This window comes from Colwellia sp. BRX10-9 (assembly GCF_014077405.1).
In the GTDB taxonomy this organism is placed as follows: Bacteria; Pseudomonadota; Gammaproteobacteria; order Enterobacterales; family Alteromonadaceae; genus Colwellia_A.
The window spans coordinates 40,214-65,432 of record NZ_JACGVV010000010.1 but is presented as its reverse complement, the minus strand read 5'-3'; the positions used below and the strand labels follow the sequence as shown (position 1 = coordinate 65,432).

Below are 25,219 nucleotides of genomic sequence, written 5' to 3'. Positions count from 1 at the left end.
ATTTTTCATTAGGAAAAATAGTACAACGCTAATCAAATTGATATTAATCACAAACCCCTAAAAGTCAGGGTAACGCATATAGGCTAATCTATAGAAGAAATTGAGTTTAGCTTTTTTCTTACATAAAAGCCGCAATTAAGCGGCTTTTTTGGGTGGGTAATCATTATTTTTTAGCGACTTTACCCAGCGAGATTAAATCAAAAGTTATCTTAGCCGTTTCATCTAAAAATGGATCCAATTCTTCTAACTCATCAGGTAAGTCTTCAAGTGATTTCACTTTTTCTTTACCCATAACAACTAATCGTTCATTAACACGAATAAGTTGCTTCGCTTTTCGTTCTTCGCGTTTTGCTTTACGTTCATCTAACTTAAGGGAAATAGTTTTATCGTCTTTCTCTTTTTGATAAACCGCAATATCATCAAGTAAGTAGTTAAACTCACGATTGCCTTTAACACGCTCACTATGCAGTGAAGTGAGGTACGTTAAGTCAGCCGATAAGTTACCTAAAGCTTGATATTTTGCCTTAGGGATTTGATCCCAAGGTAGTGCATTTTTCTCTCGACTTTCTCCCCAGTCTTCTGGGTCAACAGCCGTTGGAAAAGAAATATCGGGTAAAACACCTCTATGCTGAGTACTACCACCATTGATACGGTAAAACTTAGCGATGGTAAATTGAATACTACCTAATGGATTGTCATAAAGGTCATAAACTCGCCCTAGTCCACGATGTTGCTGAACAGTACCTTTACCAAAGGTATGTTCGCCTACGATTACCCCACGACCATAATCTTGAATCGCTGCGGCAAAAATTTCAGAAGCAGAAGCACTGTATCTGTCAACCATCACGGTTAATGAGCCATCATAAGAACTGACTCCATCATCATCACTATTAACTTGTACTCGGTTTGCACCATCACGTATCTGGACAACGGGGCCTTTATCAATAAATAAACCCGTTAATAATGTTGCTTCACGTAATGAACCACCGCCATTACCACGTAAATCAATAATAATACCAGCGACTTGTTCAGCTTTAAGTTTATCGAGTTCTTTGTTCACATCGCGCGATAAATTATTATAAAAACTAGGTATAGTGATAATACCTAATTTTTTAGACTTTTCATCACCTTTAGTTTCAAAATACACTTCAGACTTTGCCGCTCTGTCTTCAAGGACTATTTTATCACGAACAATCGTAACAACTTTAATAACGGCATCATCTTCCGCTTCCGCTGGTAAAATTTGCAAACGAACTTTGGTGCCCTTAGGTCCTTTAATGAGATCTACAACATCATCTAAACGCCAACCGATAACATCTTCAAATTTATCATCGTCTTGCGCAACACCGACGATTCGGTCTTTAGGTTTTACTTCGTTTGATTTGTCTGCCGGTCCACCGGGAACAACGCTATTGATAACCGTATAGTCTTCTTCAGCTCTAAGTACCGCACCAATCCCTTCAAGAGACAGATTCATGTCCATTTGAAATTTTTCAGCATTTCTTGGTGATAAATAAGAGGTGTGAGGTTCAACAACGCGAGCAAAGCTATTCATGACGACTTGGAAAACATCTTCACTTTCACTTTGTTTTAATCTTTTAATCGCATAACGATAGCGTTTGCCTAAAACTTCTTGCACTTTAGGCCATTCTTTACCCGCTAAGGTTAAATTTAGGGCGTCGTACTTAACTTTTAAGCGCCATAACTCATTTAATTCTGCACTATCTTTTGGCCAATCAGCTTCTTCACGGTCGAAGTTATAAACTTCGTTTACAGTAAAGTCGAAAGGTTCTTTTTCTAAAAGGCTTAATGCATATTCATAACGCTCGGCACGTCTTTGAAGGTTTAAGTTAAATATGTCATAGGCTATATCTAACTTACCACGAGCGATTATTTGATCAAATTCAAGACGATGCTTTTGAAAGTCTTCTATATCGGTCGCTAAAAAAACATTTCGAGCATAATCAAGTTGTTTTATATAACGGTCAAATATTTTTTCAGAGAGCGCATCATCCATGTCAACTTTCGAGTAATGGGCTCGAGTAAACTGCGCAGTAACGCGTTTACTCGATGCAGCATGCTGGCTTTCAGGAGCCAATATGGGTAGCGATTCTACCTTATCAAGATTTTCGACAGCAAAGATGTTCATTGCTGATAGCGACAAAGAAACGGCAATTGCGATACGACAAATTTTTAGCATGCCCAAAACACTCCAATTTATTCAGTAAATATATTTTTAATTTGTGTCTTAACAACCATTCCTGAATTTAATTGTACACTCACATCTTTACCAGCAACTTCAGTGATAACAGCGTTCATAGGCGAGTTGCCTAATTTAACTTTAACGCTTTTACCAACAACGACTGCGCTGTCTTCAACAGGAACAAGTTTAACTTCTGCTTTAGTATGCGTCGATTTAGTTGATTTTACCGACTTAAACTTAGCTTGTTTTTCTTGCTTTGCTTCTAGGTTGTGAGCAGACGGTTTTGCTTCAGTAGGATTGTCTGACTTATTAAGCTTAGATCCTTTATAAGGCTTTTTGCTTGCTTTGTCGTGTTTGTTTTTGTTACCAAATTTGTCTTGGCTTTCTTTTAGTGTCTTACTGGCATAGTCAGCTTGCTCTTGATCTATCTCAGCAGAGTCATTGCCATCGATATCAACACGAAAGTTACCCAACTTAACCGCTTTCAAATAACGCCAGCTGCTAGTGTAATGTCTTAATGCTTGACGTAAGCGAGTTTTACTTACAGTGCCATCTTCCGCTAAATTTACAGACAAATCTTGAAAGATGCCGATTTTAAGCGCTTTAGCTGGACCATCAACCGAGAAACACTTTGGAAATTTATCCGCTAAATAAGCAATAATTTCTTTTGTGCTTAACCGTTTAACTTCAGTTTCTTGCTCTGCTGCTACTGGTGTTTGTTGTGCAACGTCAGTATCAACTGCAACGTCAGTAGTTACTTCAGTTTCAGTATTACTCATTTCTGTTTTGCTCACTTCGTTTACTATTTTAGTGTCCATAAATACAACTTTTTAAAAATTCTTAAATCTAAGAGGTTAAATCTTGAAGGTACTGTTCACGGTTATCCAACAAATGTTGGCACCAGTCATAAATATCTTCACTATCTATGTCAGGTAGTGATTCTTGGCAAATCCAAGTGTCCCAAACCAAAGATAATAATTGCGCTAATATCTCTGGTTCAATATCTTCTTCGGCTAAATCATAAATCAGATGATAAATTTCATTTATTCGTTCGGCAACGAATTCTTCTTGGCCATCCCAGTCACCGACAATACTTTCGCTAACGAGATAATCATGAATAACGATAATTTCTTTCATTAGTTTAACACGCCATGCTTGATGATCATATTTTCAAATAAATTAATTATTGCTTCCAAACCTTGTTGATCAATTTCATCAAAATGATCATAGGCTGTGCTATCTATATCAAGGACAGCAATAATATTGTCACCGACTTTTACCGGAATAACAATTTCTGAATTACTACTTGCATCGCAAGCAATGTGACCATCAAAAGAATGAACATCGGCAATACGCTGTGTGGTGCTTTGGCTAACTGCTGTGCCACAGACCCCTGTGCCAACAGGAATACGAATACAAGCCACTTTACCCTGAAAAGGCCCTAAAACTAGTTCATTATCAATTAAACGATAAAATCCAACCCAGTTTACTTGTGACAAGTGCTCAAAAAGTAAGGCGCTGATATTTGCCATGTTAGCAATAATATCAGGTTCATCGCTGATTAAGGCATCAACTTGTTGGTAAAGTTCTTGATATAAATCATTTTTATTCATAAATACCGGTATTCTTATGTTTATCAAAGATAAGTGATGGTCAAAAAACGCATAACATAACCCGATAACCCGCGAAGTTAAAGCAATTATTACAGATTTTATGCACTTTTAACTTATATTGCTGCAAATTAGCTTAACTGCCGCTTTATTTCTCGGTTTTTATAGCAAAAGTAACATTCACTTGAGCAACAACATTACTTTCTGCTACTTGTGAATTAAAACCGCCGTTACTTCTACCTGCCACACCATAAGTGTTTGGTGTGTGATAAGCAGACTCAGTCAAATTTGAAATCTTACCTAAGGTAACGCCCATTTGCTTGGCAATAGTGATGGCTTTTTGGTGCGCATTTTTTAAGGCATTGATCAGCGCTTGTTGATACAAAGCTTCATCGTTTATTATTGAAGTTTGCAAAGCAGAAATGCGATTAACACCGATTTTTACAACATTATCGAGTAATTGGTCATAGCGCGAAAAATCGCTAAAAGTCACTTTTATGGTACGAGAGACTTCAAAGTAAACTTTTTCTTGCTGAGCCGCTGAGTTATCTGCTAATTGATGACTATTAATAACCGCTTTCGTGTTGCTTTTTTCGAACTCTCCTTGATTAGGCAACTTCTGATGAACGATTATCGCTGGCACATCAGCCGGTATTTCATAGCGGGGAATTAATTCTAATCGAGCGGATTCAATAGCAGACTCAGCAATGCCAATTGATAAATACATCTGGGTCACTAACTGGCTTTTGTGGTCAACCAAGGCTTTAGCTTTGCTGGCAACATTGCCGCGTTGGCTAACCGTCACCGTAAAAGTAAACTTGTCAGGCGTTGCACTAACCGACCCTTTACCAATGACTTCAATACCCTGAGTCGTGTATTGCTCTGCTGTGATAGATAATGAAAATAAACTGATCATAATAACGAGTAGGTATTTCATCTTATCCCCAATAGTGAGTTGTTTGTAAAAAGGTACATTAACTATTTTACTTCTGTTGAATAGATTCAACAAATCGTTTTTGTTGTTCTTTATTTGCTTTATGCCACCAAAACTTTAATTTATTTAAAGCATCGTCTGATTTTTTAATATCGCTACTTTGTTTATTATTTTCAGGCGTTTTAGCCAGCTGTTTTTGATGTTCAGCTATTTTTTTAAAGGCTAAGCCCGCTTCAAATTCAGTTAAACTTTGATTATGCACAAATATAGCGTCTTGTTGAACTGAGTTTTCATTAAAAGACTTTATTTCAATGGTCGGGGATTGGGCAAATTCACGTGCGTTAAAGCTGTCAGATATAACGGGGGTGACCATAATGTACTTCTGGTGGACGGTTTCTTTTAAAGTAAATAAAATAACTTGGGGAGCAGACTTTATCGTTACGTGGTCGTCGTCATCATAATTTTCAAAAAGCTCGCTATATTGCACGATTAAAATATTTTCACCGCGCTTTATATCAACGACAGTATTTCGGCTAAAAAAATCACTACTTGCCTTTTCACCATTAACTTTTATCAATTTATAAACATCAGGCACCACCAATTGTGCAGCAACAGCATCGTTAACATTTATAAAACAAAAAAATAAACAAGCTAATAAATTAAAAGACCAAGGTGTCATCAGTAAAACCTACACAAAAAGAATTAACGAAAGCTTAGCTTATCGTTAATTCGTACTATTTGCGATTTAACTTATGATAAATTCTGTTATTAATAAGCGTATTTGAAGTAACTAACGAATAGCCCAGTGCTTGATGTCTTGTTCGGTTAAAAACTGTTCTGCATTTTCGCCCTGCATTTGAGCTAACGTCGCCAATATACCCGCTTGAATGCATTGTGGTGCTGAAACAGTCATTGACCGCGGTGCATGCTCAATTGGCCAACCCGTTTTAGCATTTAGAATATGGCTGTAACGTTGACCGTTTTTCTCTAAAAAGCGCTTTGCATCGCCACTCGTTGCCAGTGCACCTTTAAATAATGAGACGACTATGGTTTTTTTGTCGACAAAACCAGGGTGCTCTACTCCAACTTGCCACGGTTGACCATTTTTTCTTGATGAATTTGTCGCTAAATCGCCACCTAAATTCACCAATACGGGTTGTTGTGTTAATAAATTTATTAAGACTATGGCGCGATCAACTGCATACTCTTTACCAATACCACCGAAATCAATTTCCATATTTATCGGTAAAGTCACTTGGCGATTATCGTATTTTATTTTATGCCAACCCACATTCTCCATGGCCTTTTTAACCGCCAGCGAAGTAGGAATATTGTCAGAGCAATCAAAACACCAGACTTTTCTTAGCACGCCTGAGGTTATATCAAATATCCCATCGCTAAGTTGATAACAAGTATCGGCAAAGTTTAATAAAGCAAAAGTCTCATCGTCAATAGCGATGGGCTTACCCTGACTTTGATTTATCTGGCTACAAAGGCTATCGGAGTTGTAACGGCTATACTTGTCTTCAATGCGCCAAACTTCTGTACTGACTTGTTCACCAAGCTGTTTGGCAAGCGCGGGGTCCGAGGTTTCAATAATCACCTCACACAGACTGGCCATAGCATCAAATTGAATACAGAATCCGTCTGAGCGTTTGGCCAGTTTTATTTCTCTAAGTTTATTCAATTGTCACCTTGATAAAAAGATAAAGCCCCTATTTATGTAATTAAATAAGGGCTTGTATTATTTAGATTATTACTACACTTTAGAACGAATAGCTAACCTGCGCAATTATTGCATCAATGCTTTCATATATATCTATGTTAGCTAAAGCACTAGGCACTTTATGTCCGGCACTTTTTGGGTCTTGGCGATAATATTCAAGTCTAAAAGACAAATCATTACCATCTGCTAACTTCATACCATATTTTAAACCAACCGTATAAGCGGTCATTTCACCAATACGGTAATCGGCACTGGCAAACTCAGGTGTTGCATCATCTTCCATTAAGAAAGGTTGATAAAATTGGGCTGCGCCTTGTTGATAAAAACGTAAATGAGGCTCTAAATAGCTACCGTTACCTAACGGAATATAAAAGCGAGTATCTACCGTATGAGACTTTATATCCCAGTCATCCCACATATACCGATATGACACATCTAAAATAGTTTCATCAAAATGATATTTTGTTTGTGCAAAAACACTTTGTTTGGTCCGTTCATTTGGGCGATTCTCATATAAATAGTCTTGTGCAAGACCTTCGTTATTTAACAAACTTAAGACTTTAAAGGGGTCCGTCAAATAGCCATCAACAACCGAATAGGAATAATTAAACTGTGTGACCATACGTCTATTAATGACTTGGGTAAAACCTACCATAATATCCGAGGTGGTTTTATCATCATCTCTGCCCATTCGAGTAGCATCATGAGCACTTTCGTCTTCGCTGTCATTATAAGCTGACGCCATAGAAGCAAAAGGTTTAGGTAAGCCCCCTTCTGGTGTAAAGGTGTCTTGAAAATGACTTAAACCAAAAGAAATAGTCGAGTTCTTCTTATTAAAGTCATAAGCAATATTGCCATTTACCCCTAAAGACAAGTAATCATATTCTTTTGATAGATGCCCACCGACACTGCCTGTAAAATTAGGTGCTAGTGCTTGCGTCCACTGAGCATTCAGCTGTACACGCGTATCATGAAAAGTGTCATCAAGGGGTGTTTCACCTGCTTTAACTTGATAATCTCCTTTACCAGAGGGTCTTGTAAACGTTTGAACATCGGGCTGAGCAACGGCGCCATTGGCTGAAGCCCCCGTTAATGCATCAACCGTTAACTTCAAATTTAAAATACTATCGTCGCTGTAAGTTTTTTTAGCATTAAAAACAGCTTCTGCTGCTGAAACACGATCAGCCTCACTGTAATATAAAAACGCGGAGTCAAAAGACCAAGTATCTTTATCTGCTGCTACTGATGTTGGGGCAGCACTAACTTGAACACTGCCTAACAAAGCGGTAGTTGCTAAAGTTAACGCAGCCTTGAGGTTCTTTTTATTGATGGTTTTTTTCGATTTACTCTCGTTAATTAATTGCATCCACAACCTCCGCCACCGAAGCTTTTACCGCCGCTTGACGCTTCTTTGCTGAAATAAATATGATCATCAAGTGCCGAATCAATTGGCGAAGATGTTAAGGCCATTTGCTCTTTTGCTAACAGATCACGTTCCCAAGGTTCGACACCTAAACTTGAGCAACCTGATGCCAAAGTTACCGCAGCAAAAACCAGTGAATATTTAAATTTATTGTTCATTGAAAACCTCATTATTCTCTTTATATTATTCGTTAGAGAGCAAGTAACTGTTGAATTTCTTGTTCGTATTGTGAAACTTTGTTGGTAAAAAAACCACTATGTGCGTATTTAATCTCACCTAACTTGTTGATGATCAAACTACTGGGCATCCCCTGAATTTTAAAAAAGCGCGCGAGCTCACCGTTAGGATCATAAATTACCGAAAAGTTTGCTGGGTTCTCTCGTAAAAATTCAGTGGCTAATCTTTGTTCCGTATCGAGGTTAATACTAATAACAGTAAAGCCTTGTGCTTGATGCTCATTCTGCATTTTATTCATCCACGGGAATGATTTACGACAAGGACCGCACCAAGATGACCAAAAATCTACATAAATAACATCACCATGGTGTTGAGCTATTAGGGTATCTAATTGCATTTTAGCTGAACTTTCAGATAGATTATTCGCTTGGGCATGACTCAGTAATGCTAAAGACGTTAGCATCAAAAAGAAAAAAAATTGCAATCTTTTAATAGCCACTCTTGCTGTTAGATAAGGATGTTGTACGTTAAGTATGTTCACTGAAATACCATCAAGAAATATAATTGACGCTATCTTAGTTAAGTTTTCTTAAGGAAAGCTTAAGAAAAATTAAACAAACTTAATAATGACTTTTTAACGGTCGTCGCCAAAAGTTATCACCGCTTTATTTTCCAACCACAAGGGGTATTGGGTCATCACTTTACTGAACATCCGGCTTTGTAAATAGTTATTTAGCCATGCCCTAAGTTTCGGATACGGTGAATGTAAATACCATTGCCGCTCGACTTTTGAAAACTTACGAATAAAAGGCAATAAAGCGATATCGGCCAAACTGTTTTTGTCTGACATAAGAAATTCAGTGAGTTGTAGACGTTGCTCTAAATCGGCTATGTATTTTTCACACGCAGCTCTGTCACTGGCCAGTGAAGTTTCATGATAACGTTTTGCACACTGATATTTATCAAAACATTGTTTAAATTCATCATCAAATGTTGAAATTAACGATAACATTTCCGGTAATAAATCAGGTGTATCACTATGCAGAAGATTATCGGGATCGCTTTTATCTAATGCCCACAGCATAACCTCCAGACTTTCTTCAATAACCCGTGGCTCTCCCGTATCAAGTTCGGTGACTAAAACTGGGACCGTGCCTTTTGGTGATACCGCAATCATTTCATCGGGTTTATCGGTTAATACCAGGTCACGTAATGCAACTGTCTGTTTTGCATAATATATTGCGATTCTTGCGCGCATTGCATAAGGACAGTTTCTTAAGGAATAGAGTACAGGTAACGACGAGTTTGGCTTCATGGGCGTTTATTTATAGAAAATATAAAATAATAAGTTACTTTAACGGTATTCATTAAGGAAATATATCGGTAAAATCGCCACCTTTAAATTTAAGTGAAAATAAGTGACCCCATGGATCAAAAAATAGAGTTATTAGCACCCGGCGGTGATGTCGAAGCAATTAAAGCAGCGATTATTGCTGGAGCCGATGCCGTTTACTGTGGCCTAGATACTTTTAACGCCCGTAATCGTGCGACTAATATCTCCTTTGATCAACTTGTTGGCGTTATTCGTTTAGCTCATCAGTATCAATGTGAAATATTTTTAACCTTGAATGTGGTGATCTTAGAGCGTGAATTTGCTTCACTGGCTAAATTATTAACTAAACTTGCCAACACCACACTTGATGGTGTTATCGTGCAAGATATTGGCATGTTCTATCTGCTTACCCAGCATTTTCCAACCTTAGATATTCACGCATCAACGCAATTAACCACCCATAACGTTGGTCAAATACCTTTTTTGAAAAAACTCGGTGCATCACGAGTGAATTTATCAAGAGAGCTAGATTTACGTGAAATTACCGCAATGGCAGCAGCAGGCAAAGCACACGATACCTTAACAGAAGTTTTTGTGCATGGTTCACTCTGTGTGGCTTTCTCTGGTCTTTGTTATTCAACCTCAGCAAGTGTTGGCAATTCAGGAAATCGTGGTCGTTGTAGCCAAGCTTGTCGTGAAGAATATGAACCAACAGCAACCGGTAATAAATTCCCGTTAAATATAAAAGATAACTCGGCCTTTTTTGATTTACCTGCGCTTATCGAAGCGGGTGTGCATTCCTTTAAAATTGAAGGACGTATAAAAGGTGCAAGCTACGTTCATACTGTTGTTGATAGCTTTCGCAAACAAATTGATGGTTTCCTTAAAACGGGTGAATTACTCGAAGATGGTGAACGCCTTTATAAAGTTTTTAACCGCGACTTCTCCAACGCCTTTTTACGTGGTGATTTAAATCAGTCAATGTTTATTGAAAACCCACGGGATAACTCTAAATACCACGCTGTCGATAAAAGTAATGCAATATCAGTTGTACAAATTCAAGAAGTTGAACAAAAACTTAATGATGAAAAACAGCTGATCAATGCCTCTGTTGACGATAAAATAAAACATTTAACCATTGGAAAAATACCGCTAACACTGGCTATTTCCGGTACATTAGATAAACCACTTACCTTGACCGTAACGACAAAAGAACTTTCTCAACAGCAAGCTTTTGTTGATGCTAAAGACAGCGAGAAAGGGCTTGAGGTTAAAAGTTACGCGCTTAAGTCACAAAGCAACTTAGTAAAAAGTGGCAAACTGAGTATTGACAGAGAAACCCTTGAAAAGCGTTTTAAAAGCTTTAACAATGCCCATTTCGATTTGATTGAAATAATAACCGATGACTTAGAAGATGGCTTAAGCATTCCTTTTAAAGAATTAACGGTATTAAAAAATGAAGCCGCCTTTTTGTTGAATAACTCTAAAGCTGTGTTACCTGAGGTTCAATTACCTAAGTTAGCCAATCACCCTAAACATACCCCGACTGGTGATGCAAAAGCCGAGCTATCAATTCTTATTTGTGATGAAAGTGATGTTGAATTAGCAAAATTAACTTCGGCAGATATTTACTTTAAATTACCCGATGCATATAAACGCGGTTGTACTAAGTATGTCGGTTTTCTTAAAGAAAACCCTCGCTTGATCCCTTGGTTTCCTTCAGTATTAATTGGCAAAGATTACGACGTTGCGGTCAATATTTTACAACAAGTAAAACCACAACTGATTGTAACCAATAACACGGGTATCGCTTATGAAGCGAACCGTTTGGGGATTCAGTGGATAGCAGGGCCTTTCTTAAATACGACTAACTCTTACGCTTTACTTGCAATGCAAGAAGGTTTTGATTGTAAAGGTGCGTTTATTTCTAACGAAATAAACCGTCAACAAATTAGAAATATTGCTCGTCCGGAAAACTTCAAACTTTTCTACAGTATTTACCACCCTATTTTATTGATGGCCAGCCGACAATGTTTCTTCCAACAAAGTGTTGGCTGTGAAAAGCCACGCATTGATAACGGCTGTATGCTGTCGTGTGATAAATCTACCAGTATCACTAACTTGAAAGGTGTTTCGTTTGCTATCGATAAACAAAAAGCCGGCTATCCAAGTATTTATAATCAAGACCAGTTTTTAAATACTGAAATTATTGAAGACCTAAGTGATTTATTTGATGGCTTTATGATTGATCTGACTAACATTGGCTCAGGTGATAAAGAAACACCAGACAAAGCGTTATTAATTAGTCAATTTGAAGCATTACTTAACGGTAATATTAACGTACCTGAGACACTTAATATCATGGTACCTGAATCAACGAACAGCCAATATCATAACGGCTTATAAGATAATCGCGAGCAAATAATACCAAAACGATGCTTATAAAATAACTGCATGTTTATCACCAGACTAAGTCAGTAAACATGCAGGTTTTATCATTAAATAAGTTTAGTTGTTGGTATAACAGACTTTTGTTTTTGCGACATAATCATGCAAACAACGCTTTTCTTTACCAAAGATAAAGAGTGGATTAACCAGGCCTGAAATAATTTGACCACCAAAAGGAACAAGAGAAAGTAGTTGCATCGGTATCATCCGCTTAACGTAAATTGTCGTTAAACTTGCCTTACTGTCATCTAAATTTTCAATTCGAATAGACATGAAATTCTTGCCTATGGTTTGTCCATAATGGTAAAGCAGGTAACCATGTAAGACAAGGCCAGCAATAAGTCCATAAGCGAGTAACATCACTGTTAAAGAAAAAGTGGGTTCCGCTAATTTATCAAAACCGACAGTGATAAAAATAGGTACAGCAGCAAATATACCAATAAGACCATCAATTAATGCCGCATAAAAACGGTCTAAACGTGTTGCTTTTTCACCCACTCTTTTCACATTTTGTTCTATCGCCGGTTCAGCGACAGTTTGCTCGACTGTTACAGCTACAGGTGCGGGTTCAACAACTGTTTTCTCAACTATTAACTTATTAATTTCTGCAGCTCGTTCTGGGTATTGCTCACTGTCGATTTGTTCTGCTGCTGAGTATAATTCTTCTAAGGTATATGACGTAAAATCGATTATTGGATCCATGTAGACTATGCTTCCTTTTTAAAAAGGTGAATTGGCTTGTGTTAAGAACTCACGTTCTTCTTGACTAGACTTCCTGTTAAGGATTTTATTGCGATGCGGATAACGGCCAAATTTTTCAATGATTATTTTATGTTTATTTTCAAAATCGATACTTGAAGCAACGCCATTATCGACAAAGAGCTTAACAGCGATATCATGTATCATTAATGACTCACTATGCATAAACGGCATATACAAAAAATTTCTTTCTAAATGATTTAACTCTTGATCAGCGCCAACGGCTATCGCTTCTTGAGCAAGCGCTAAAGCTAAAGGGTCACAGGCAAAAGCACCTGGCGTATCACGATACATATTTCTAGAGAACTGATCTAGAATAATAATTTCAGCAAGTCGCCCTTTAGCTGTAAGTCGCCATTTGAATAACTCACCACTATTTGCCGCCAGATGCACAGCCGAAAACTTGCTAATAATACACTGATCAAACGCGAGGTCTTTTAGCCACCACTGTGATTGATCAATTTCTTTAAACCAAAAATTTAAAACGTCATCTGCATTCATTTACCCAACCTCCATCGCTGTAATCAATCTATCGGCTAAGCACTTTTATTTATACGTCACTTTGCCACCAATCATTTTAAAGGCTGGCATACCCCGAATTAACGTCTCCCGAGCAAAGACACTGGCACAGCTTGGGCACACACAGGGTGTCATGGTAAAATTTTTAACTATCCGAGCTTTAAAACATTTAACTAATGCCCCTTTACCGCCTTTTTTGTATTTATACAGAGGTGCTCGACACTTACTGCAATAAATATCAACAGACTTTTCAGGGGCTTTTTTATTGGGCTTAGCCATCAATAACAGTTACTAAACTATTATTTATTTTCTTTAAGTTTAGCTTTAGCCGCTTCAACTTTAGCAAAATCTAAACCTAGCTCTTCTACCGCTTCTTTAATGAGTTCTGGGCTAGACATGACCATCATCATAATTGATTGCAACTTCTCCGGTGGTAAACCCAATGACTGAATATTCATCATCGCCATCATTGGGTTTTCGGTGAGTACTTGAAAAAGTTCTTTAATTTTTTCTTCACTTACATTTAATTCTTTTAGTGCCTGAATAATAGGATTCATTACCTTTCCTTAAAACATAAAACTTAGCTAAACAGCATTGTCGCTATTTCAACTGACATTTACCAATCTAATTTTCTCATTCATTGGCACTATTTTCAGTAAATGTTATTTACCTAGTGACTAGATGATTAAAAAATAGCAAGAATTGATAACAATATTTAAATGGCTCACTCTTGGAGTGAGTGAACGGGAATTTTTCTTTGTTTATCAAGTTTAATTAAGTAAGCATTTCTGCCAATACCCATAAATTCTTCGTCCGTATAAACAACGGTATTATCATCAAAAAAAGTCACTGACTCTTTTTGGGTAATAGTCCCTAGATTAATTTCATAAGCATCGCCTGAAAAAAAGTCATCCCCTTGCCAATTTTCAAATAGCCACAACCTTTGTGAGTCTAATAACACCAGTTTCTTTTTATTGGGGCTTAACGCCGCAGAAGTTATCCAACAGAGTTTTTCATGATGCGTACAAGTCGTGAAAGAGCTGAGCTTTGTCGCCTGATGATTAGCCGCATAAGCCCCTATTCGGTACAAATTAGTTTCGCCGTCAAATGGCACGGATCTGTTCTTTGTAAACAAGTACAATTTCTTTTTGTAAAAAACAAAAGCTTCTAAATCATATTTTTTCTGATGTTCTTTTGGCGGATAACTATTTTGCTCTGGATACATAAATTTAATTATCTCAGCGCTAGTGCTATCGCCCTTAATATCTATGGGATTTTCTATTTTATAGATGGTTAGCCATTTTCGCTTATTGTCGTTATTACCAAAATCACCTAAAAAGAAATGGCCAAAATCGTCTTGGGTCATATCTTCCCAATCAATATTTTTAGCATTAGTGATCAACACCGTTTTACTTATTTTACCATCGGCTTCAACCCGGTATAAATTCGGCTTATCACCACCATCATTTATTGCCCAAAGTTTACCTTTTTTATCAAATTCAATACCCGAAACTTCCGTGAGCCTCTCATCCATTGAAACCAGTTTATTGTTATAATGATGTTTAATTGATGAACCCAGCGCAATAAAAATAAACAATGATAAAAATGTAGTTAACCAACGTAGGTTTTTCTTGAGCATAGGGTTTTTAATTTTCCGAAAATACTAATCAAGGAATTAAAATAAAGACTTATTTTAATTCAATAGAAAATGGATAAAGTTTAAGGAGATCACTTTGAATGTTCAAGATCAGCTGCCAGTCGAATTTTTCGACGCTATTATAAACTGTTTTAGCGCTTTTAGGAAAAGACAGTTTGTCGCGACTGCAGGTCATTATTTTTCAATTTAAATACTTAGTCACATCTGAATCTGTTGTTCGCAGGTTAATCAACATATTCAGACAATAAAATATCTTTAGGAATACTCTCAGCTTTTATTCGCGTTGAATGCAGCATTTGCATTTTCCATTGCCCCGCCACTTTCACCATGACGGCACTTTCTAACCAAGCTACAGTACTTTCTTCCTTGCCATTATTGAAAGTTGCTTTATTCCAATAACTCACCCATGCAACATCACTATAAACCCTTGTTTTAATGACACTAAAATAGTTTCTTCTCTTATACTCTGAGGGTTTAACAACGTTAATCAGGTCGGTTAAGCTCCAATCTTCGCCGGCTTCTAACAACTGAAAATCGTCAGTGACCACGGCTTTCATTTTAAGATGGTCTGCTGCTGACATCGCAGAAAATAGTGCTTCAACCGGTCTAAAAACGGCTTCATTGGCCAATGAATTAACGCTTACTGATAAAGTAAGAATAAGAATAAGTAAATTTTTATTGTTCATGGTTTTCCCTAGTAATCAGTTATTTTATAATTATGCCTAGCTAAATTGATAGACACTTTGTTAATAAACTTTATAGCAAAAACCTAAACTCTGATTATCTTTGAGTAATAGTTTTTAATAAAAATTAACCGTTACGTACCAAGATAAGTTTTTATTACCATTACCTTGCACGTTCGATTGCTAAATATTGTCGTTGAGATACGCAATAAAGGCGTGCTCTTCGAGTGGGCGACTAAAAAAATATCCTTGAATATAATCGCATTGATGCTTAGTTAGTAATTGGCACTGAGCAAGATCTTCAACCCCTTCGGCAACCACTTTTAAACCTAAACTTTTTGCCATCGACAAGATAGCGCAAGCCAAAGCTTCATCTTCAGCATTAAAGGTAATATCTTTAATAAAAGCGCGGTCTATTTTTAATATGCTAATAGGAAACCGCTTTAAGTAGCTAAGTGACGAATAACCGGTACCAAAGTCATCAATCGACAGTTCTATACCCATAGCTCTTATAGCTGATAACTGAATTAGGGTTTGATCATCTTGTTGAATTAATAAACTTTCAGTCATTTCAAGGATCAGTGAATCTGGAGCAAGTTGTGTTTTTGCTAAGATAGTTTCAAGTTTACTGATAAAATCCTGACGTTGGAACTGCACACTCGAGATATTAACTGATATCTTTGGCGCAAGGTCAAATTGGCTTTGCCAGCATTTAGCTTGTTTACAAGCTTCTTCTAAGACCCAATCTCCAATTTCAGTAATAAAACCAATATCTTCTGCCAATGCAATAAAGTCAGCCGGTGGAACCAAGCCTTTTATCGGGTGTAGCCATCTAACTAAGGCCTCAGCAGAAACAACTTTATTACTACTAACTTGATGGATAGGTTGATAATGTAAAATCAACTCCTTGTTAACAATAACCTTGCGTAGTTCAACTTCTAGATGCCTTCGTTGTTGGGCTTTAATATCCATTTCTTTGGTAAAAAATTGCACATTATTTTTACCCTTTTCTTTGGCTTTATACATAGCGCTATCGGCTTTACTCAATAGCTCTTCATAGGTACTGCCATCATCTGGAAATATTGATATACCTATGCTTGCGGTAACATAAGCTTCTATTTCTATTAAATGAAATGGCTTAGCTATTTTATCAAGTATCTGGCTGGCAATTTTTTCAAAACTAAAGACATCATTGTCGCCCGACAAAATTATTGCAAATTCATCACCACTCAAACGACTGACCGTATCGGCCTTTCTTACCGACTCTTTGATACGCTCTGTGGTTAATTTTAACAGCATATCTCCCTTAGCGTGGCCAAAGGTATCATTAACATTCTTAAAGCCATCTAAATCAATAAAAAATATAGCAACTCTATTATTGTCCCGTTGGGCAAGTTCCAAAGTATGCTCAAATCTGTCGACAAACAGATTTCTATTGGCGAGTCCGGTCAATGAATCGTAATTAGCTTGGCGATAAATTTTATCTTCGGCCTTTTTACGTTTAGTAATATCACTAAATAATGAAACATAAGACTCTAATTGCCCAAACTCATCTCTCAAAGCAGTAACAGATAACCATTCATAAAACACCTCACCATTTTTACGTCGATTGCAGATTTCACCTTGCCACTGCCCCAAGCTTTCCAAATCTGCCGCCATGCGCTGATAAAATTCTGTGTCATGATGCCCAGAGCTTAATAATGTGGGGTTTTTACCTAAGACTTCTTTTTCCTCATAGCCAGTAATTAATATAAACGCTTGATTAACCGCAACAATATTATTATCAATATCGGTAACCATTACAGCCTCTGTTGCGGTTTTAAATACCGTTGAAGCGAGTCTCAACTGTTTTTCATCTTGCTTAATTTGGGTAATATCTTCTTTAATCCCTACATAACTGGTGATTCTATTTTTAGCATCTTTGAGGGGATATACATTGGCTTTCTCCCAAAAATTATCACCATTTTTTCGCTGATTATAAAACTCCCCGATCCAGTGTTTACCTGATGTTATTGTTGCCCATAAATTCTCATAGAGCGGAGATTGATGAAAACCAGATTTAAGAATATTTGTTTTTTGACCGATCACTTCTGTTGCTTGAAACCCAGAACTTTTAACAAATTCTTTATTAACATAAGTGATAATACCATTAAGGTCTGTGGTTTGAATTGAGACTGGGCTTTGCTCTACAATTTGAGCAATTAATGAACGCTGAGCTTCAGCTTCATTTTTTCGTTTTAACATAAAAAGTAAAAACAGACTCAAGGTCGATAATAACAAGAGACCTATCACTAATAGTTGTATTAAGTTTTTTTTAGTTTTATCGATTTCATTAACTTGCTTGTCGACCAAGTTCTCTAAATTACTTTGATAATGCCAAAGCGCTTGCTGATATTCCCTTTCTGATGTCACATCTTGGATAATAGAAAAGAGCACAGCTTTATTATTATAAGTTATCGGAATGGAATGTGACGACACGGTTTTAATATCGCCATTACTGGTTTGATGTCTAAAAATAAAATAATTTCTATCTTCTGATTTAGCTAAGGCTCTTTCTGAAGCGACTTGCTCTACACTCAACAGGTTAATGTCTTGAATAGCCAGTGACTCAAGTTTTTTTTCTGCGAATCCATAGAAATGTTGAGCGGCTGAATTTGCCTGAAGAATATTACCGGTTTTAGGCTCAATGATTAACATAACTGCGCTATGTTTTTCAAAAATAGCGCTAAAGTCACTCATTGAAAAAGTATCATTTGAAAATAATAACAGCATAACAAAAGCGCAAAGATACCGATATTTTTTGAACGAAACCTTGATCGCCTTTAGCAGGCAGAAGCGCTTAACATTGAACATATGATCCTATTATACTTAAAAAGAAGGTTAAATTTTATTCAAGTAAAAACTGCATTAAGATAGTTCGTTAAATTAACTTAATTCCATTTAATACTAAGATAGTAACATAGGGTGAGATTAATAACAGGAAGTCAAAAAGAGTATAGAAGATTAGAAGTTACACTTTATAATTTAGCGATTATTGACCGTCAATAAAAGTGCATTAGCACTTATTCTATTGGGCTAAATCTTGCTAAAACACCATAAAAAAAACACCAAGCCAATAAATGACTGATGTTTTTATTTGCTAAGTAAGACATTAGCTCATTAGGCTGAATATACATTCAGCCTCTTAGTTTAATCACTGTTATTCTGTGTCGCTATAACCGGCCCAAATATCAGCGTTTATGGTATTCACCGCCCCTTTCTTTTTACGCTTTTTCTTTCCTGTGCCTTCAGGCTTTGCCATGGGTTTTTCTGCGGCAGTAATTGAATCATTACTGACTTCATCGGCTTCAAAACCTTTGACTTGCTCACGTTCAAGACGAATTTTATTTTTCTTTTCGATGATACTAAAGTGATGAAAGTCTTCATGGTCAATCAATGATAAAGCTAAACCTACTTCACCAGCACGGCCACTTCGACCAATACGATGCATGTAGTCTGACGGACTTCTCGGTAAGTTGAAATTAATAACCACCGGCAGTTTTTCAATGTCTAGTCCGCGAGCGGCTATATCTGTGGCAATGAGCACGTCAATCTCGCCAGCTTTAAAACCATCAAGCACCCTACTTCGTTCGCCTTGACCTTTATCACCATGAAACACTGCCGCGGTAATACCACGTTTAGCAAGTTTTTCAGCTAAATGCTCACAGTGGTGTTTAGCATTAACAAAGATGAGCGCTTGTCGCCATTCATTTTCTGCAATTAAATGTGCTAACACTGCGGTTTTTTCGCCTTTATTAACGCTAAAGACACGCTGGACTAGCGTACTTGCATCAGCACTTTGAACTTGTATCTCGATCGGGTTGTTAAGTAATTCTTGGGTTAACGTTTTTACTTGTTCAGGAAAGGTTGCTGAAAATAATAATATTTGTTTTTTCTTAGGTAATAAAGCTAACAGCGCAGATAACTCTTCGGTAAAACCTAAGCTTAACATCCTATCGGCTTCATCAAGGACTAAGGTCTTAACCAAATCAAGCTTAATGGCATTACTTGAAATTAAATCGAGTAATCGACCCGGGGTTGCCACCAGAATATCGGCGCCACCTCGTAATGCCAACATTTGTGTATTCACAGATACACCACCAAAAACAGCAACCGTTTTTATCGCACCATTGAAATGCACGGCATAAGATTTAATGCTCTCTGCTACTTGTTTAGCAAGTTCACGCGTAGGTACTAAAATAAGCCCAGTAACATAATTCCCCTTGTTACTCTTGTTACTCTTGCTATTTGAGGCTGTATCAGCAGACAGTTGTAAAAAAATGTGCTGCAAAAGTGGTAATGCAAAGGTGGCTGTTTTACCTGAACCGGTATTTGCCCCTGCAATTAAGTCACGTCCTGCTAAAACACTTGGAATAGCTTGTGCCTGAATAGGCGTCGGCTGCAAATATTTGAGCTCAGTTAATCGAGCTAATAGGGGGGGAATAAGACCAAGTTCTGTAAACTGGGCTGGGGTTGAAATAGAGGTCATTAAGATAAAGGGCTCAAGGCTAAAATAAGTAAGTATATTTTAGCCTATTTTTGCCCCAGTAAGTTAATAAAATTGACTAACCCTAGCAGAAAGCCCTTAACGTGAATTAAATTCAGGTTAAGGGAACACCCTGACAAGATAGTTAAATTTTACTAATAACTCTTTACTTCTTTATTTAGATATTTCGGCGTTAAGAAAATCTTCTTGGTGAGGCTGACCCGTTGTATTAGTTAAATTAGCATTAGACTCACTGTTGTAAAGTAACCAATCTCTTGCTGCGCCAAAAGCGCTGCCATCAGGGTTTAGTGATATAGACTCCAAGTAAAGCGCTAAAACACCCGCAACATGTGGAGCGGCCATTGATGTGCCGCTCATCGTTGTTGTGCCACCGCCACTTTTAGTCGATAAAATATTAGCTCCAGGGGCTGCAATAGCTACTGGCGCAGATTGATGACTAGTCCAGCTAGCTGAGCCATTACCCCAGTTAGAAAAGCCAGCCCAATCATCATTTATATCGGTTGCACTAACGGTTATCACCGCATCGTCATAAGCTGCTGGCGTTGAACCATAAGCATCTGCGCTGTCATTTCCTGCCGCCACAGCAAAAATAACCCCTTGATTTTTCGCATTACAGATAGCGCGATGAAAGTTATCATTACCAATAAAACCGTCATTGGTACAGGTACCTGTTTTAGAGCCATCACCGCCCAAGCTCATGTTAGCAACAACCGCTACGCCTAAAGATTCAGCCTGCTGTGTTACCCAATCAATACCAGCAATAACCCCAGAATTAGAGCCACTGCCAGCAGCATTTAATACTTTAACGGCATGTAAAGTAACGGCTGGTGCTACGCCAATAACATCAAGGTTATTATCTAATGCACCAATGGTGCCCGCAACATGGGTGCCATGGCCTTGATCATCATCCCAGTTATTTGAACAATCTAAACCAAGACACATTTCAACACTATAACCATTAGCGACATTACTAGCTAAATCTGGGTGATCAGAATCTATACCCGTATCAATAACATAAACATGAACCCCCTGACCGGTGTTTTCATCAGTATTTGCCCCTATGCGACTAATTCCCCAAGGAGTTTCTTGCTGGCTAGTCTGGCAACCAAATAAGAAACTGCATGCTGCCACTTGATTGGAAGTACTTTTTGTTGCGTGAACTCTGCCATCTTTTGAAACACTCAAAACACGTTGATCTTGACTTAGCTGGGCAAGTACTTTTGACGGAACCGTCGCAGAAAAACCAGTAAAAACATGGCTGTAAGTATATTTACTTGCTATAGCGTAATCGTCGATAAAGTCTGCAACACTGGCGATTTGATTAGCATCTAGGCTAACGATAATATTGCTAAGTGCGTTGTCTTCTGCAGCAATAGCTGGCAGTGCAATACAAGATGAAATCATTAAGCTTATTAATTTCTTTTTCATTTTTGGCTCCACATAGTATTAAGTTTCTCAAGTTACTCTAGGATAGAGCACTTAATTATTGTTTTTGGTACACATCTAAAAGTAAACGTGTTGTTACCAATGTAGAGTCTTGATACTGGTATGACCATCAGGGGAAACCCCTACTTTAATAATATTAACCCCTCACTGGAGGCATTGTCTTGTTAACAAACAAGTTAATATCGAAAAAAACCGAGCAAATAAACACGGCTGTTAAAACGCCGCTAATAGTAAATGTTTAAGATTTAGCTGAGGAGCGTAAAAAGGTAGGATTTAATTATGATTTCAGTATTATTGATGTGTGTATTGAGTTTCAAGTAAACAGAAACAGCTAGATATGTTAAATAATAAATATGGCTAAACGGTATTTTATGCAGAGTATCGATTAAATTGCGCAAAAGCGTGTGAATCATTATTTTTTAAGTAATAATACGCCATCAAACTTCCATAATTTTCCTGCATCAATATAACATCGATTATCATCATATTGACGTTACTATTGGGTTAAAAATAACTAGAGATACCATGAAAATACTGACCACTTTAATCACATCATTAACGTTAATACTAAGCACCTTAGTAAGTGTCAACGCTATCGCCACAACCTTTACTTTTACCGCGATCCCTGATGAAGACGAATCTCAATTAAGAACTCGTTTCGAAAAAGTAGCCTTGTATTTAGAAAAGGAACTTGGCGTCAAGGTTAAATACGTACCGGTAAAGTCATACTCTGCCGCCGTAACAGCCTTTAGAAACAACCAAGTTCAACTCGCTTGGTTCGGTGGTTTATCTGGCGTACAAGCCCGACTTTTAGTGCCTGGATCACAAGCGATTGCTCAAGGCTATGAAGATCAGTTTTTTAAGAGCTATTTTATCGCTCACCACAGTACGGGGTTAAAGATGAACGACAATTTCCCTGATATAAATGATAAAACCTTCACCTTCGGCTCAAAAGGTTCTACATCAGGTCGATTAATGCCACAATATTTTATTGAGCAACATTTAGCTAAAAAGCCACAACAAGCGTTTAAACGCGTAGGGTTTTCTGGTGACCATAGCCGTACTATTGCTCAAGTTCAAGCGGGCGCTTACCAAGTTGGTGCTGTTAATTATAAAGTATGGGAAAGTGCACTTAGCGCAGGAAAAATAGACACCAATAAAGTCAGTGTTATTTGGGAAACCCCTACCTACCCTGATTACCAATGGACGATACGCGCCAATGTTGATGCGGAATTTGGCAAAGGCTTTGCGAATAAAGTGCAGGCGGCACTTCTCAATATGAATAACCCAGAGCTACTTAGTAGCTTTCCACGTTCTTCTTTTGTCAATGCTGAAAATAAAGATTTTGAGCCAGTATTAACAGTGGCTAAAAAGATAGGACTTATCGATTAATGATAACCCTCGACTACCTAAACCTTTATCATCATAAAACAACCAGCAATAATACAGGTAAGCGTAAAGGGGCTGCTCAAGTCATCTTTGATCTAAGTCTGACGATAAATAAAGGTGAAAAAGTTGCGATTATTGGTCCCTCTGGTGCAGGAAAAACCTCGCTACTGCACCATTTTTATCAGTGTTTACAAACCAGCGCAGCGCTTTGTTCTCAGCGCCAAGGCTTAGTCGATAACTTAAGCATCTTCCACAATATATTTATGGGTGCTTTAGCTCGCCACCACTGGTTATTTAATCTTATTAACTTAATGAGACCTTTTAAACAAGACTTACACGATATTGGCCTACTTTGTCAGCAGTTAGAACTAGATGAGCCCTTAGACAAGTCAGTAGATAAACTTTCAGGTGGGCAAAGACAACGAGTCGCATTAGCAAGAGCTTTATATCAGCAGCAAGATATATTTCTTGGCGATGAACCTTTTTCAGCACTTGACCCATTAATGGCGTCAAGATTACTTGAAATAATATTAGCTCGCCACAAAACTGTCATTATGGTTGTACACGACCGTACCTTGGCAATGAACGCTTTCGATCGTGTTATCGCCTTAGATAAAGGTCGGTTGGTACTCGACAGCAAAAAACAGTCCATTAACCAACAGCAGATCAGCAAACTTTATCAAACTGACGCAGTCGCGTAGGTTTATTTTATGGCGTTGCGACAAAATACAGTTTACCCATTAGGATATTGGCAAAAAGTCACCTTATCAATAGGGTTTATCGCCTTAGTTATTATTCCTTTTGCTGATATAGAAATTGTTACTTTCGACCCTTTACTTGAGTTATCGCTTATGGCTCAAGGTTTTATTCACGCTGACTTTTTCGCCACTGAATACCTGTTTCAAGCGATAATTCAAACCCTTAACTTTGCCATTATTGGTGTATCTTTAGGACTGCTGCTCGGCGCTCCTCTCGCACTCATCTACCCACACCCTTTAGTATCTGGCTGCTGCGCTTTTTTACGCGCAATTCATGAGATTTTTTGGGCGCTGTTATTTTTACAAGTTTTTGGTCTTTCTCCAATAACAGGCATTTTAGCGATCACTATTCCCTTTGCCGCCACTTTTGCTCGGGTATTTCACGATATAATCAATCAATCGTCAGACAATCCATTAGAGAGTATTGACAGCAGAGCAGATATTATTAGCCGCTATACCTATGGCAAAATAGCTCAAGTTTTACCGCAACTTATCACCTACACACGCTACCGTTTTGAATGTGCGCTGCGCAGTAGCGCTGTGCTGGGATTTATTGGTATGCCAACACTGGGTTATTATTTAGAAACCGCTTTTAAACAAGGAAACTATAGCGAAGGCGCTGCATTACTGATGATATTTATTGCGCTTATTGGCACGATTCGTTATTGGTGCCCTCCTAAGTTATTAGGGGTTTACCTTATTATTGCTTGTATAACATTGGTAGAAATTCCTACGCTAGATAGCAGTTTACTGATACGCTTTATTAGCCAAGATATTATTCCTCCTGCGTTAGTAAACACCTTAAGTTTTGCCGACGTGCAATGGTCATTACTTTATACTTGGTTTAGCGATATTGTTACGCTACAGGCTTTCCCTGGGGCGATATCGACCCTAACTTTAGCCTTATTAGCATTAGCGGCTAGCCACTTTGTTAGCTTAAATGCCCATGTCATTGCAAGTAAGCATTTATGGCCCGCCCCGCTTGCGTATTTTGGTCAGTTCATTTTACTTATTGGTCGTTCAGTACCTGAATACATATTAGCGTTTATTTTTTTAATATTACTTGGCCCGTCGATGTTACCTGCTATTCTTGCCCTAGCCATACATAATGGTAGTGTTATAGCCTACTTAACGGTTCGACAAAGTAACGCCATAGCGCCCCCCCTGATGCAGATAAGCACGTTAAATAAGTTTAACTACTACATAATGCCAAGCATTTATCCCAATATGATGGCTTTATTGTTTTATCGATTCGAGATTATCGTCCGTGAAACTGCCGTGTTTGGTATTTTAGGTATTATGACATTAGGTTTTTATATCGACAGTAATTTCAGTGAAATACGCTACAGTAGTGCATTAATTCTTATCATCTGTACCGCTTTACTTAATGTCGTCATCGATCATATTTCAATGCGGCTACTTAACTCCCACAAACAATCGTTAACGACATAAGCTAAAACCAACACTTATCGATTTTGCCATTTTATTACAAATAATTAGCTATTCAATAGTCCTTAAAAAAAAATGATACCTGTGTTTAAATTAAACCTTGGCGCTTAATATGAGCTTCCATTAAAAATATTACCCTTTAATTACAAGTATTAAGAC

Annotated in this window: 24 protein-coding genes; 4 read left to right on the top strand and 20 right to left on the bottom strand. The window is 37.6% G+C overall.

Annotation, left to right across the window (positions count from 1 at the left end):
* Positions 1-163: 163 nt before the first annotated feature.
* From prc to H4J69_RS08150, 11 genes are all read right to left on the bottom strand, one after another.
* A complete protein-coding gene (gene prc / locus H4J69_RS08200) occupies positions 164-2,200 on the bottom strand; it encodes a carboxy terminal-processing peptidase (RefSeq protein WP_182214210.1) in 2,037 nt (678 codons plus the stop codon).
* A 17-nt stretch (positions 2,201-2,217) separates the two neighbouring features.
* Positions 2,218-3,021 carry an RNA chaperone ProQ gene (gene proQ / locus H4J69_RS08195; RefSeq protein ID WP_259366774.1) on the bottom strand — a complete coding sequence of 268 codons (804 nt, stop codon included), beginning with the start codon at positions 3,019-3,021 and terminating at the stop codon, positions 2,218-2,220.
* 28 nt (positions 3,022-3,049) lie between these two features.
* Entirely contained in the window at positions 3,050-3,340 is a 291-nt protein-coding gene (locus H4J69_RS08190; RefSeq protein WP_070376584.1) for a hypothetical protein, read from the bottom strand.
* Positions 3,340-3,816 carry a GAF domain-containing protein gene (locus H4J69_RS08185; protein ID WP_070376583.1) on the bottom strand — a complete coding sequence of 159 codons (477 nt, stop codon included), beginning with the start codon at positions 3,814-3,816 and terminating at the stop codon, positions 3,340-3,342. Before H4J69_RS08185 ends, H4J69_RS08190 begins: the two co-directional genes overlap by 1 nt.
* A gap of 145 nt (positions 3,817-3,961) precedes the next feature.
* Positions 3,962-4,750 carry an SIMPL domain-containing protein gene (locus tag H4J69_RS08180; protein WP_182230375.1) on the bottom strand — a complete coding sequence of 263 codons (789 nt, stop codon included), beginning with the start codon at positions 4,748-4,750 and terminating at the stop codon, positions 3,962-3,964.
* Between the two features lie 46 nt (positions 4,751-4,796).
* Positions 4,797-5,426 (bottom strand): DUF2057 family protein, encoded by a 630-nt coding sequence (locus tag H4J69_RS08175; protein ID WP_182230374.1) that lies wholly within the window; start codon positions 5,424-5,426, stop codon positions 4,797-4,799.
* Between the two features lie 111 nt (positions 5,427-5,537).
* Positions 5,538-6,434, bottom strand: coding sequence for an FAD:protein FMN transferase (locus tag H4J69_RS08170; RefSeq protein WP_259366382.1), 897 nt, complete (start codon positions 6,432-6,434; stop codon positions 5,538-5,540).
* 79 nt (positions 6,435-6,513) lie between these two features.
* The gene (locus H4J69_RS08165; RefSeq protein ID WP_182221713.1) at positions 6,514-7,839 is read right to left on the bottom strand and encodes a DUF3570 domain-containing protein; all 1,326 of its coding nucleotides are present in this window, start codon (positions 7,837-7,839) and stop codon (positions 6,514-6,516) included.
* Positions 7,830-8,054 (bottom strand): DUF4266 domain-containing protein, encoded by a 225-nt coding sequence (locus H4J69_RS08160; RefSeq protein WP_070376578.1) that lies wholly within the window; start codon positions 8,052-8,054, stop codon positions 7,830-7,832. Before H4J69_RS08160 ends, H4J69_RS08165 begins: the two co-directional genes overlap by 10 nt.
* Positions 8,055-8,086: 32 nt before the next feature.
* Positions 8,087-8,614: a TlpA disulfide reductase family protein gene (locus H4J69_RS08155; protein ID WP_310733598.1), complete on the bottom strand. Its 528-nt coding sequence runs from the start codon at positions 8,612-8,614 to the stop codon at positions 8,087-8,089.
* A gap of 93 nt (positions 8,615-8,707) precedes the next feature.
* Positions 8,708-9,388, bottom strand: a complete 681-nt coding sequence (locus H4J69_RS08150) for a glutathione S-transferase (protein ID WP_182221712.1) — start codon at positions 9,386-9,388, stop codon at positions 8,708-8,710.
* Between the two features lie 111 nt (positions 9,389-9,499).
* Between H4J69_RS08150 and H4J69_RS08145 the strand changes: the two genes are divergently transcribed.
* Positions 9,500-11,812: a peptidase U32 family protein gene (locus tag H4J69_RS08145; protein ID WP_182221711.1), complete on the top strand. Its 2,313-nt coding sequence runs from the start codon at positions 9,500-9,502 to the stop codon at positions 11,810-11,812.
* A gap of 102 nt (positions 11,813-11,914) precedes the next feature.
* Here the strand turns inward: H4J69_RS08145 and H4J69_RS08140 are convergent, their stop codons facing one another.
* The 9 genes from H4J69_RS08140 to H4J69_RS08100 form a co-directional block, all read right to left on the bottom strand.
* Positions 11,915-12,556: an RDD family protein gene (locus H4J69_RS08140; protein ID WP_182221710.1), complete on the bottom strand. Its 642-nt coding sequence runs from the start codon at positions 12,554-12,556 to the stop codon at positions 11,915-11,917.
* 18 nt (positions 12,557-12,574) lie between these two features.
* Positions 12,575-13,114 carry a DUF924 family protein gene (locus tag H4J69_RS08135; protein ID WP_182221709.1) on the bottom strand — a complete coding sequence of 180 codons (540 nt, stop codon included), beginning with the start codon at positions 13,112-13,114 and terminating at the stop codon, positions 12,575-12,577.
* Positions 13,115-13,159: 45 nt separating this feature from the next.
* A complete protein-coding gene (locus H4J69_RS08130; protein ID WP_182221708.1) occupies positions 13,160-13,411 on the bottom strand; it encodes a hypothetical protein in 252 nt (83 codons plus the stop codon).
* Between the two features lie 20 nt (positions 13,412-13,431).
* Positions 13,432-13,689 carry a DUF2999 family protein gene (locus H4J69_RS08125; protein ID WP_182170121.1) on the bottom strand — a complete coding sequence of 86 codons (258 nt, stop codon included), beginning with the start codon at positions 13,687-13,689 and terminating at the stop codon, positions 13,432-13,434.
* A gap of 167 nt (positions 13,690-13,856) precedes the next feature.
* On the bottom strand, positions 13,857-14,771 hold the full coding sequence (locus H4J69_RS08120) for a hypothetical protein (protein ID WP_182214193.1): 915 nt from the start codon (positions 14,769-14,771) through the stop codon (positions 13,857-13,859).
* 242 nt (positions 14,772-15,013) lie between these two features.
* Positions 15,014-15,475: a nuclear transport factor 2 family protein gene (locus tag H4J69_RS08115; RefSeq protein ID WP_182221707.1), complete on the bottom strand. Its 462-nt coding sequence runs from the start codon at positions 15,473-15,475 to the stop codon at positions 15,014-15,016.
* Positions 15,476-15,655: 180 nt separating this feature from the next.
* Positions 15,656-18,244 (bottom strand): EAL domain-containing protein, encoded by a 2,589-nt coding sequence (locus tag H4J69_RS08110; RefSeq protein WP_182244660.1) that lies wholly within the window; start codon positions 18,242-18,244, stop codon positions 15,656-15,658.
* Positions 18,245-18,671: 427 nt separating this feature from the next.
* A complete protein-coding gene (locus H4J69_RS08105; RefSeq protein WP_182214188.1) occupies positions 18,672-20,000 on the bottom strand; it encodes a DEAD/DEAH box helicase in 1,329 nt (442 codons plus the stop codon).
* 171 nt (positions 20,001-20,171) lie between these two features.
* Complete coding sequence (locus H4J69_RS08100; RefSeq protein WP_182214186.1) at positions 20,172-21,446, bottom strand: S8 family serine peptidase; 1,275 nt, start codon at positions 21,444-21,446, stop codon at positions 20,172-20,174.
* Between the two features lie 543 nt (positions 21,447-21,989).
* Here H4J69_RS08100 and H4J69_RS08095 point away from each other — a divergent pair.
* From H4J69_RS08095 to H4J69_RS08085, 3 genes are read left to right on the top strand one after another with little or no spacing between them, the layout of a single operon-like run.
* Positions 21,990-22,856, top strand: a complete 867-nt coding sequence (locus H4J69_RS08095) for a putative selenate ABC transporter substrate-binding protein (RefSeq protein WP_182244661.1) — start codon at positions 21,990-21,992, stop codon at positions 22,854-22,856.
* Positions 22,856-23,554: an ATP-binding cassette domain-containing protein gene (locus H4J69_RS08090; protein ID WP_182244662.1), complete on the top strand. Its 699-nt coding sequence runs from the start codon at positions 22,856-22,858 to the stop codon at positions 23,552-23,554. Before H4J69_RS08095 ends, H4J69_RS08090 begins: the two co-directional genes overlap by 1 nt.
* A gap of 9 nt (positions 23,555-23,563) precedes the next feature.
* A complete protein-coding gene (locus H4J69_RS08085; protein WP_182214181.1) occupies positions 23,564-25,063 on the top strand; it encodes an ABC transporter permease in 1,500 nt (499 codons plus the stop codon).
* The last annotated feature ends 156 nt before the right edge of the window (positions 25,064-25,219 follow it).